The following is a 9,590-nucleotide window of genomic DNA, read 5'->3' on the forward strand; positions in this document are numbered from 1 at the left end:
GGGTAGCCAGCGTTCAGTCAGGAGGAGACTGATGAGAGGGCTCTTTTCGATACACGGTATCCTGGCCACGATCAGCATCGCCGGAGGCCTTTTCACCAGCTTGGCTTGGGCGGAACTCGACCGCGACGAGGTGCAAGCCGTCCTATATGCCCTGCACACACACCAGGCGGAACTGGCAGAGCTTGCCAGGGAGCGCGCCGGGCGCGACGAGGTGGCCCAGTTGGCCAGCACACTGGAGCGCGACCATGGCATTCTCGAGGAATGGCTGGTGGAGGCGGACGATGGCCGCGACGCACCTCCCAGCGAGCCAACAGGAGCCGTTCATGATCGCGACACCTTCAACACCTTGGCTGAGCTGGACGGCGAAGCGTTCGACGCGGCCTTCCTGGACTACCAGATGGAGCTGCACACGGCGGCGATCGAGTACCTGGAACGTAACCGACCGCAGGGCGACGAGCAGTTGGACGAGTTCAACAACCATCTGTTCGTCACCCACGAGACGCTACTGGTCAACGGCGAGCTGGTCGATTCGCTTCGCTAGCGAGGAAAACCATGGCGCCTTGCCCGCCTCGGCGGCGGGCGAATGGCTCAAACACGTTCGGCGGCGCGAATCACCGCGTCCAGCGCGGCCAGGTAGCCCTGGCTGCCGAGCCCGGCGATCACGCCGTCGGCGCGCAGCGAGACGTAGGAGTGGTGGCGGAAGCTCTCGCGCCTGTGCACGTTGGAGAGGTGCACCTCGATCACCTTGCCTTCAAAGGCGTTGAGCGCATCGAGAATGGCCACCGAAGTGTGCGTGTAAGCCGCAGGGTTGATGACGATCGCCGCGGTGCCGTCTTCGCGCGCGGCATGGATGGCGTCGATCAGCACTCCCTCGTGATTGCTCTGTAGCGCCTTGATGTCCCAGCCGTTGATGGCAGCTTTCTCGTACAGCGCGTTGTTGATGTCGTCGAGGGTCTCGCGGCCGTAGATCTCCGGCTGGCGGGTGCCGAGCAGGTTGAGGTTAGGGCCGTGCAGGATCAGTACCTTGTTCATCGTTTCTCTCTCGTGATCGGAATCGGGGCTCGCGAAGCGGGTATTTAGGCAGTCGATCTCATTCTGCAGGCTCCAGCAGGCGCTGCCAGGCCTCGATGACCGCCTGGCGATGGCTGTGGAATTCAGCATCGCGGCCGCGGGCAGCATCGCGGGTCAGCGAGGCGCGATGGGCAGCGCTACGCAGGGCCAGGTAGGCTTCGCGCAAGCGCCGGCACTCCTCGGCAGGCAGACGGCCGGTACTCTCGAGGGTCTCGAGAATCCGCATGTTGTCGCTCCATTGGAGCAGTTCGGGGGTTTCGTGCCCCAAGGAGAGTACCGCAAACTGGCACAGGAACTCGATGTCGACCATGCCGCCGGGGTCGTGCTTGAGATCGAACTCCCCTTCCCCCGCCTTGCCGCCAAGATGCTCGCGCATCTTGCGGCGCATCTTCACCACCTCCTCGCGCAGCGCCTCGCGCTCACGCTCGCCCCCGAGGATCTCGCGGCGCACCGCGTCGAAGCCCTGCGCCAGACGAGTATGACCTGCCACCACCCGGGCACGCACCAGCGCCTGGTGCTCCCAGGTCCAGGCCTCGCGGCGCTGATAGTCGGCGAAGGCGTCAAGGGTGGAGACTAGCAGGCCGGCATTACCCGAGGGGCGCAGGCGCATGTCCACTTCGTAGAGCGTGCCGGCCGGAGTCACTGCCGTCAGCAGGTGAATGATGCGCTGGCCCAGGCGAGTGAAGAAGACCGGCGTGTCGATGGGCCGCGCCCCGTCGGTTTCGCCCTGGGAATCGGCATCGTGAATGAATACCAGGTCGAGATCGGAGCCGTAGCCCAGTTCGATGCCACCCAGCTTGCCGTAGCCGACGATCAGGAACTCGGGCTCGGCCCCGGCGCGCGAGCCGTCGCGACGCAGCGGGTAGCCATGCTTGCGCACCAAGTGACGCCAGGCCATGGCCAGCACCGCCTCGAGCAGCACCTCGGCGATGTAGGTGAGGTAGTCGCTGACCTTCATCAGATGCCGGGTGCCGGCGATGTCGGACGCGGCAACGCGCAGCACGTGGGCATGCTTGAACACTCGCAGCGCTTCGAGATGGGCTTCCTCATCGTCCTCGGGAATGCGCCCCAGCGCCTGGCGCAACTCGTCGGCCAGGCGCGACTTGTCGGCTGGCGTGTAGAGCGTGTCCGGCGTCAGTAGTTCGTCGAGCAGGATGGGGTAGCGCGCCAGTTGCTCGGCAATCCAGGGGCTGGAACCGCACAGCCCCATCAGGTGGCTCAGCGCTTCGGGATTCTCGCGCAGCAGTGCCAGGTAGGCGGTACGCCGCAGCACCGCTTCAATCAGTGGCAGCACGCGCTCGAGTGCGGTGTCAGGGGTATCGCTTGCCGCCACGGCATCGAGCAGCAGCGGCATCAGCGCCTCCAGGCGGTCGAAGCCGATGCGCTGCATCGACTGCACCTGGCGCGACTGGCGCAGGGTCGTCAGCCGGCGCAGCGCCGTCTCGGCTTGGACAAATCCCGCCTCGGACAGCATGTCCTGCGCCTCTGCCGATTCGAGTTCGCCGCACCACAGGGAGCGCCAGTCATTGAGCGACAGGCTGTCTTCGGCCCGGCCTTCGCCAGCCTCCTCGAGTTCTTCCTCGGGATCGGCGATCACCGCATCGAAGTGCTGACGCACCCGCACGCGCACCTCCTCGAGCCTGGCCATGACCGCCGGCCAGTCCTCCATGTTCAGTGCCAGGGCAACACGCTCCCTGCCGAGATCTTCGTCAGGCAGGCTCTGGGTCTGGCGGTCTTCCAGTGCCTGCAGCGCATGCTCCAGGTCACGCAGGAAGACGTAATCGGGCTCGAGTTCGTCGACCACCTTTTGCGGCAGCAGGCCAAGCGCCGGCAGGCGTGACAGGGCGGTGCGCAGCGAAGTGACCTGCAGTTCGGTGTCGCGCCCGCCACGGATCAGTTGGAAGGCCTGCACCACGAACTCCACTTCGCGGATGCCTCCCGGGCCGAGCTTGATGTTGGCCTGCATGCCACGGCGCTTCACTTCACGGTTGATCAGCGCCTTCATCTCGCGCAGCGACTCGATGGCGCCGAAGTCGAGATACTTACGATAGACGAAGGGCCGCAGGTGGCCGAGCAGCTCGACTCCGGCCCCGAGGTCGCCAGCCACCGGGCGAGCCTTGAGCATGGCGTAGCGCTCCCACTCCCGCCCCTGGTCCTGATAGTAGGCGGCCAGTGAGCTGAAGCTACCCACCAGCGGCCCGCCGTCCCCCAGCGGACGCAGGCGCATGTCGACGCGAAAGGCGAAGCCGTCGGCGGTCGTCGCATCCAGCGCGGCGATCAGCTTCTGTCCCAGTTTGGTGAAATACTCCTGATGCTCGAGCGACGTACGCCCGCCCTCGGTGTCGCCCTTCTCGGGGTAGGCGAAGATCAGGTCGATGTCCGAGGAGAGATTGAGCTCGCCGGCGCCGAACTTGCCCATGCCCAGCACCACCAGGCGCTGTTCGCTGCCATCGCCGCGCGGCGCCGGACGCCCCCAGCGCGGCTCGAAATGGCGCTCGAGCCAGCCCAGCGCCCCCTCGAGACAAGCCTCGGCCAGCCGTGACACCGCCGCCGCCGTGGCCCACATGTCGATGCCAGGCGGGCGGGTCAGGTCGCGCCACACGATGCCCAGCATGCGCGCCCGACGGAAGCGCCGCAGGGCGGCATGCAGGCCCGCCTCGTCCTCGACGCTCTCCAGCCGTTCGGCCAGCCAGGCAGTCAAGGTTTCGGCCGAGGGAACGACATCCAGCTCACCGCTGGCATCGAGATGCTGCAGCCAGTCGGGGTAGCGCACCAGCGTATCGACGGCGAAATCGGAGATGGCCATGACGCGGACCAACTGGCTACGACGCTGCGGAGCGAGACCCAGCCAGTTCTCCGAGGGCAACTCCTGACCGGTCATTTCGGCCACGTTGTCGGCCCGCGCCAAGCTCTCGTTCAAGCGCTGCCACGCTCTCTCCAAGGCAGGCAGCAACGCATGGGGAAGCTCGTCGGCGGACAGGAAGTCATCGGGTAGAGGCATGGCAACGCCTTGTCGCAGCTGGGTTGCCCCCAGCATAACGAAGGGTCAACGCCGCGGCATCCCGCTTGACGCGATCAGCCGAAGAATTTTTGCCAGGCCAGCAGGCTCCAGGTCAGGCCGGCCGCGACCAGGGCCAGCATCACCGCCGCCGAACCGATGTCCTTGGCCCGCCCCGACAGCTCGTGGTGCTCGGTGCCGATGCGATCCACCACGCTCTCGATGGCGCTGTTGATCAGCTCCACGGTCAGGACCAGCAGGCAACTGCCCAGCAGCAGGATCCACTCCACCGGCGCCGAGCCGATCCACCAGGCCAGCGGCAGCAGCGGTACGCAGAGGGCCAGCTCCTGGCGGAATGCCGTCTCGTGGCGAAAGGCGAATCTGAGTCCCCTGAGCGAATAGCCCGTGGCATCGATGAGATGTCGCCATCCGGTACGTGCGGGTTTCATCAGATTTTTGCGCGAGAAGCCCCGTACTTTTAATGCGGGGAGGGATAGCGCGTCGTCCGGTAGGACGACCCTGTTCTCGCTGCCTCCTGCTCAGGTGATTGCTATCTTCACAAAAATAGTAGTATTGTGTAAGAAATGACGAAACGCGCCTACAAATACCGCTTCTATCCGACGCCCGAACAGGAGCAGCTTCTGGCTCGGACATTCGGCTGCGTGCGTTTCGTCTACAACGCGGTGCTTCGCTACCGCACGGATGCTTTCTACGAACGCCGAGAGAAGATCGGCTACGTGGCCGCGAACGCTGTGCTGTCGCGGATGAAGAAGGCCGACGACACCGCCTTCCTCAACGAAGTCAGCTCGGTTCCACTTCAGCAGTGCCTTCGCCACCAGCAGACGGCCTTCAAGAACTTTTTCGAAGGACGCGCGAAGTATCCGGCTTTCAAAAGCAAGCGGCATCGCCAGTCGGCAGAATTTACTCGCTCGGCATTCAAGTACCGCGACGGGCAACTGTTCCTCGCCAAGTGCAAGGAACCACTGGCGATCCGCTGGAGCCGTGAGCTGCCCGACGAACCCAGCACAATTACCGTCTCCAAGGACTCGGCAGGCCGCTACTTCGTCAGCTGCCTGTGTGAGTTTGAGGCCGAGGAGCTGCCCGTCACCCCGAAAATGGTGGGCATCGACCTTGGTTTGAAAGACCTGTTCGTCACCAGTGACGGGCATCGAATCGGCAATCCCCGCCATACGGCGAAGTATGCGGCCCGTCTGGCCAAGGCGCAGCGTCGGCTGAGCAAGAAGACGCTCGGCTCGAAGAACCGCGCCAAGGCCAGGCAGAAGGTCGCGCGTCTTCACGCCAAGGTCTCCGATTGTCGGATGGACCGCTTGCACAAGCTGTCCCGCCAGATCGTCAACGAGAACCAAGTGATCTGCGTCGAATCCCTCAAGGCGAAGAACATGCTGCGTAACCGCTCGCTGGCCAAGTCGATCAGCGACGCAGGCTGGGGCGAGTTCGTCCGCCAGCTGGAGTACAAGGCAGACTGGGCGGGCCGGCAATTGTCGGCCATCGACCAGTGGTATCCCTCCAGCAAACGCTGCTCTAAATGCGGGCATGTGATGCCCGAGATGCCGTTGCACGTTCGGGCCTGGACGTGCCCCGAATGCGCAGCCGAACACGACCGCGACATCAACGCCGCGGTCAACATTAAAGCCGCCGGGCTGGCGGTGTTAGCCCTTGGAGAGAATGTAAGCGGCATAGAGCAAGTCTCCGTGTCCGGTTCTCGGTGAATTGGGAATCCCCGCCCTTCAGGGAGGGGAGCAGTCAACGTATCGCTATCCTTGACTTGCCTGGCGGAGTGAGTGACTTCAATGCGCCTCGATCATGCGCTCGAGATCCTGGGCGAGCGGATCCAGCACCTGAGCCCAGTTGAGCCAAGGCGTGGATGCGGTGCCGTTGACCATCACCGTGAACACACCCCAACGCCCGGAGCGGGTACGGAAGTAGCCGCTGACGGCGCGCACGGCGTAAGGCTGGTTGAGCGTGCCGGTCTTGAGCATGATGTGATCCTGGAACAGCGGCGAGCCACGGCGGATGAAGCGGGCCACCCCGTTGGACGGCGACTGGAAGCTGGCGATGAAGCTGGGAAACAGCGACGAGCGGTGGAACATGCTTTCCAGCAATACATTGGCGCCGTGGGCCGAGGTGCGGTTCTCGGTGGTCAGCCCGCTGCCGCTGAGCATGGTCACCGGACCATGATCGGGCAAGCCGGCCACGTAATCCTGGATGGCTTCGCCCGCTTGCAGCAGGTTCGCCCTGGGCGTATCGGCCAGATTGAGCGCCAGCACATCGGCCATGAAGTTGTTGGAGTAGTTCATGACCTGCAACAACAGCTCCTGCAGCGGCTTGCCTTCCACTTGCGCCAGGTTGCGGGCGGTGGCAGGCGGCGCCTCGATGCTGGTGGCATAGCCCTGTCCCACCGCGATGCCGGCCTGCTCGAGCATCGCCAGCAGGGTACGCGCGGTCTGGCGGGCAGGATCGCCGCTGGCACGGTAGACATCACGCGGCGCGGCGTCGCGCGCGATGTAACCGCGCAACAGCATCACGTCGCCCTCTTCACGGGTGACGCGCTCGGCGCTGAACTCGGTGCCGCTTCCGGCCGCGCGCGTTTCGACCTGGTTATCGATGCCCAGGATCAACGACTGGCTGTCGCAGCTGGTGATTCGCGCCGGCTCGCCGCCGGCCGCCCCCGGGGCCACGTTGACACACCAATTGCCGTGGTTGACACCGGCCGACGAAAGCAGCGCGCTGTAACTGTTGGCGGTGCGCGACTGAGCTTCGCAGCGGTCGGTGGTGATACATTCCACCGGGCCGAAGCGCCACTGGCTGACCACCAGCCGCCCCCCTATCTCGCGCACGCCAGCCTGGTGCAGCCGCTGCGCCAATCGCCACAGATCCTCGGTGGCCAGCGCCGGGTCGCCGCCGCCGTCGAGTATCAGGTCGCCACGCAGCCCGCCGTTGCCATCGAGTTCGGCGGCGCTGACCAGCTTCGTGGTGAAGCGATGCTGGGGGCCCCAGCGGTCGAGTGCCGCCGCGGCCAGGTAGGCCTTGGACACCGAGGCCGGCGACAGCTGGAGTTCCGGCTCGATGGCGCCCAGCACCTCGCCGGAACGGCCGCCGTCACCCAGCAACCGGGCCTCGGCGCTGATACGAAAGCCTCGCTCGGTCATTCTCTCCAGCTCGGGGAAGCCGGCTCCCGAGACGGCGAGGGGCAGCAGCAAGCCGCAGAAGAGAGCCAGGCAGCGCAGCCTGGCGGTAACGTTTGACATCATTTCACTTAGTTCCATCGACGCCGGAAGCGCCGGTTCAATGGGCGGATACGCGCGAAAACAACTGGATCACCATCACCCCGGTCACGATCAGGCCGATACCCAGCACTGCCGGCGGGTCGGGACGCTGGCCGTACGCCAGTACGCCAACCAGGGCCACCAGTACGATACCCAGCCCGGCCCAGATCGCATAGGCGATGCCCACCGGGATGGTGCGCAGCACCAGCGACAGCATATAGAAGGCAATCACATAGCCTGCGACTACCACCAGGCTGGGACCGGGGCGGGTAAAACCGTCGGTGGCTTTTAGCGCACTGGTTGCCACCACTTCCGCCACGATCGCCAGTGCCAGGTAGACGAATGCCATCAGGGCTCCTCCATCAGGGTGTCAGGGATGAGCTCCGGGGCATGCGGCAGGTCCGCCTGCAAACGCCAGAGCGATTGACCACTGGCATGGTACTTCCGTTCAAACGGCGTCAGGAAGTGGCCGGCCAGTACCCAGGGCTCGACCATAGCAACCGTGCCGGTGGCCTGCTGCAGCGCCTGGGCGAACTCCTCGACATAGATGCGCCAGTTGGAACGCAGCTCCAGCCGTCCCCCCAATCCCAGCAAGTGAGGAAAGACCGGATGACCATGCCAGCGCATCTTGAGGTGGGTGGACTTGGGATAGGGGTTGGGATAGAGCAGGTAGTGATGCCGGGGCCGCCAGCCAGCCTCCAGGGCTAGACGCCAGAAATCCACCAGGTCGGCGCGCACCAGCAGAGCGTTGTCGGGCAACGCGCCGTGATTGCGCGAAAGCCGATCGGCACTGCGGTCGATGCCGATCACTGCATGGTTCTCATGCAGCCTGGCCAGCGCTCGCGTCGAGAGCCCCACGCCGCAGCCCGCGTCCAGAACCAGCGGGGCGTCCTGCGCCGTCAGCCAGGCGTGCGCGGCCTCGAAGGCCCGGCGCGTATGCTCGGCGACGGGCTTGCGCCAGGGCGTGGCGAGCGCCCTGGACACACGGCGCGACAGGCCGTCGTGGGGGCCGAGCTGGTTGGTGGTAACGGAGCGCGATTCGACTTGCATGGGTCAGACTCAGCGATGAAAACGACGCCATGATAACAGTCCGAGGCGCGCCTGCCCGTAGCGACCGGCCCTGCCGTCGAACCGGAAAGCAAAAAAATCGTCGGGAGCAACCGAGGCTGAGTGCTCAGCAATCGTCACTGTGCGAGCGCTTCGATCCTGTTCGTGGCGGCGGAGAAGCCCATGAGGGAAACGGGCAGCGAAGATGCGCCGCCGGGAAGCAGGCTCGGCATAGCCGACTCCTGCGCCATGAGCGGGGAGGGAAGAGGGAAAAGAGCGCCTGCAATGCCGAGCGCCACAAGGGCACTCGACTGACGGTGATGGAAGGTCTAATGATCACAAAAGTCGTTTCTTAGAAACGAACGGACAGCGTCGCACTCACACCATGATCCTCCATTCCGGAGGCGAACTGACCCTGGTAGGACACACCCAGCGTGCTATTGGGGGTGAGGTCGAGTTCGAGTCCGGTATCGAGCACCAGTGCGTTGCGGTCGAGCGGGCTGCCGGTGATGGTGAAGGCGTCGCTGCCCGCGAAGGCGTGGGTGCTTTCAGGCGTCACGTCGCCAAAGGCGTGCCGCCAGCCGACCGTGCCGTAGAGCCGGGCGCCGGTTTCCTCGTCCTCGCCTTCGCCCAGTCCAAGATCCAGGTCGGCTTCGGCGCGAATGCCCTGTGTCGCGAAGGTCGTGTCCGTCGAACTGCTGGCGCCGGAAAGCGCCGCCGCACCGCCGCTTTCGCTGAAGCTGCCGGTCCGGGTATGGACATGCGCCAGATTGATGAAGGGCTCGAGGCGGACGGCATTCGTCTCGATGCCGTAGCCTAGCTCCCCGAAGGCCTGGAAGGTGTTGCCGCGGTAATCGGCCGAGAGGCTGTCGCTGAATCCGCTGACGCCAATGAAGCGGCTGGTCTCGATATCGTGCCAGGAATGCGCAAGCCCGCCGCTCAGCGACAGGGTGCCGCCTTCCATGGCCCATTGCGTGCCGCCGTAAAGGCCCAGATGGTAGCTGTCGACGTCGGCCGAGGCGGCGCGGCCATCGAGATCGACACTGGAGCGGCTGTAGCCCGTGTACAGGCCGAGACGGACCCGGTCGGTGGCGAGGGCGTCGACGCCAAGGACAACCCCACGGGTATTGCGCTCGATGCCTGCGGCATTGCCGTCACCATCGGCCGAGCCCCATGAGCCATACGCC

9 protein-coding genes are annotated in these 9,590 nt (G+C 65.1%); 2 read left to right on the forward strand and 7 right to left on the reverse strand.

Annotated features, from left to right (window positions below):
* Window positions 1-31: 31 nt before the first annotated feature.
* Window positions 32-541, forward strand: a complete 510-nt coding sequence (locus tag HOP51_RS20770; protein WP_234275770.1) for a DUF4142 domain-containing protein — start codon at window positions 32-34, stop codon at window positions 539-541.
* Between the two features lie 47 nt (window positions 542-588).
* Here the strand turns inward: HOP51_RS20770 and aroQ are convergent, their stop codons facing one another.
* The 3 genes from aroQ to HOP51_RS20785 all read right to left on the reverse strand — a co-directional run bounded on the left by aroQ (window position 589) and on the right by HOP51_RS20785 (window position 4,518).
* Window positions 589-1,032: a type II 3-dehydroquinate dehydratase gene (gene aroQ / locus HOP51_RS20775; protein ID WP_234275771.1), complete on the reverse strand. Its 444-nt coding sequence runs from the start codon at window positions 1,030-1,032 to the stop codon at window positions 589-591.
* 58 nt (window positions 1,033-1,090) lie between these two features.
* Window positions 1,091-4,072, reverse strand: a complete 2,982-nt coding sequence (gene glnE / locus HOP51_RS20780) for a bifunctional [glutamate--ammonia ligase]-adenylyl-L-tyrosine phosphorylase/[glutamate--ammonia-ligase] adenylyltransferase (protein ID WP_234275772.1) — start codon at window positions 4,070-4,072, stop codon at window positions 1,091-1,093.
* 74 nt (window positions 4,073-4,146) lie between these two features.
* Window positions 4,147-4,518, reverse strand: a complete 372-nt coding sequence (locus tag HOP51_RS20785; RefSeq protein WP_234275773.1) for a diacylglycerol kinase — start codon at window positions 4,516-4,518, stop codon at window positions 4,147-4,149.
* A gap of 135 nt (window positions 4,519-4,653) precedes the next feature.
* Here HOP51_RS20785 and HOP51_RS20790 point away from each other — a divergent pair, with 135 nt between their 5' ends.
* Entirely contained in the window at window positions 4,654-5,799 is a 1,146-nt protein-coding gene (locus tag HOP51_RS20790) for an RNA-guided endonuclease InsQ/TnpB family protein (RefSeq protein WP_234275774.1), read from the forward strand.
* Between the two features lie 78 nt (window positions 5,800-5,877).
* On the opposite strand, the gene dacB is transcribed toward HOP51_RS20790, so the two are convergent.
* The 4 genes from dacB to HOP51_RS20810 form a co-directional block, all read right to left on the reverse strand.
* On the reverse strand, window positions 5,878-7,341 hold the full coding sequence (gene dacB / locus HOP51_RS20795; protein WP_407061827.1) for a D-alanyl-D-alanine carboxypeptidase/D-alanyl-D-alanine endopeptidase: 1,464 nt from the start codon (window positions 7,339-7,341) through the stop codon (window positions 5,878-5,880).
* Window positions 7,342-7,375: 34 nt separating this feature from the next.
* Entirely contained in the window at window positions 7,376-7,708 is a 333-nt protein-coding gene (locus HOP51_RS20800; protein ID WP_234275778.1) for a DMT family transporter, read from the reverse strand.
* Window positions 7,705-8,406, reverse strand: coding sequence for a tRNA (guanine(46)-N(7))-methyltransferase TrmB (gene trmB / locus HOP51_RS20805; RefSeq protein ID WP_234275775.1), 702 nt, complete (start codon window positions 8,404-8,406; stop codon window positions 7,705-7,707). The genes HOP51_RS20800 and trmB overlap by 4 nt, the downstream gene beginning before the upstream one ends.
* Window positions 8,407-8,755: 349 nt before the next feature.
* Window positions 8,756-9,590, reverse strand: an 835-nt coding sequence (locus HOP51_RS20810) for an autotransporter outer membrane beta-barrel domain-containing protein (RefSeq protein WP_234275776.1), incomplete at its 5' end; no start/stop codon positions are given.

Origin of the sequence: Billgrantia zhangzhouensis (genome assembly GCF_021404465.1) — a bacterium.
GTDB classification, from domain to species: Bacteria; Pseudomonadota; Gammaproteobacteria; order Pseudomonadales; family Halomonadaceae; genus Halomonas; species Halomonas zhangzhouensis.